Origin of the sequence: Streptomyces graminilatus (genome assembly GCF_001418565.1) — a bacterium.
Taxonomy (GTDB): Bacteria; Actinomycetota; Actinomycetes; order Streptomycetales; family Streptomycetaceae; genus Streptomyces; species Streptomyces graminilatus.
The window spans coordinates 2037-2419 of the sequence record NZ_LIQQ01000741.1 but is presented as its reverse complement, the minus strand read 5'-3'; the positions used below and the strand labels follow the sequence as shown (position 1 = coordinate 2419).

General features: G+C 75.2%; 1 pseudogene. It reads left to right on the top strand.

Annotated features, from left to right (window positions below):
- A pseudogene (locus tag AOK08_RS48225) lies at window positions 1-383 on the top strand (chromosome segregation protein SMC); the annotation flags it as partial.

Here is a 383-nt window from a genome sequence, read left to right as displayed (position 1 = left end):
AGCTACGGCCGGCGGGTGGTCGGGCGGGGGAGGCGAACTCGGGCCAGGATCGCGCGCCGGGTGGCCCGCCCCTCGCTGCCGACCTGGTCCATGGACCCGCCGAACTCATGCCCGCCGTACGCCGGTTGCTGCGTGGGATCGTGGTCGTCGAGACGCTTGAGGACGCCGAGGAGCTGGTCTACGCGCGACCGGAGTCGATCGCCGTGACCGCCGAAGGCGATCTGCTGGGCGCCCACTTCGCGCACGGCGGGTCGGCCGGGGCGCCGAGCCTGCTGGAGGTGCGGGCCTCCGTCGACGAGGCCGCCGCCGAGATCGAGGAACTGGCCGTGCGGTGCGAGGAGCTGGCCGGGGCGCAGCTGCTCGCGGGGGAGCGGCGCAAGGAG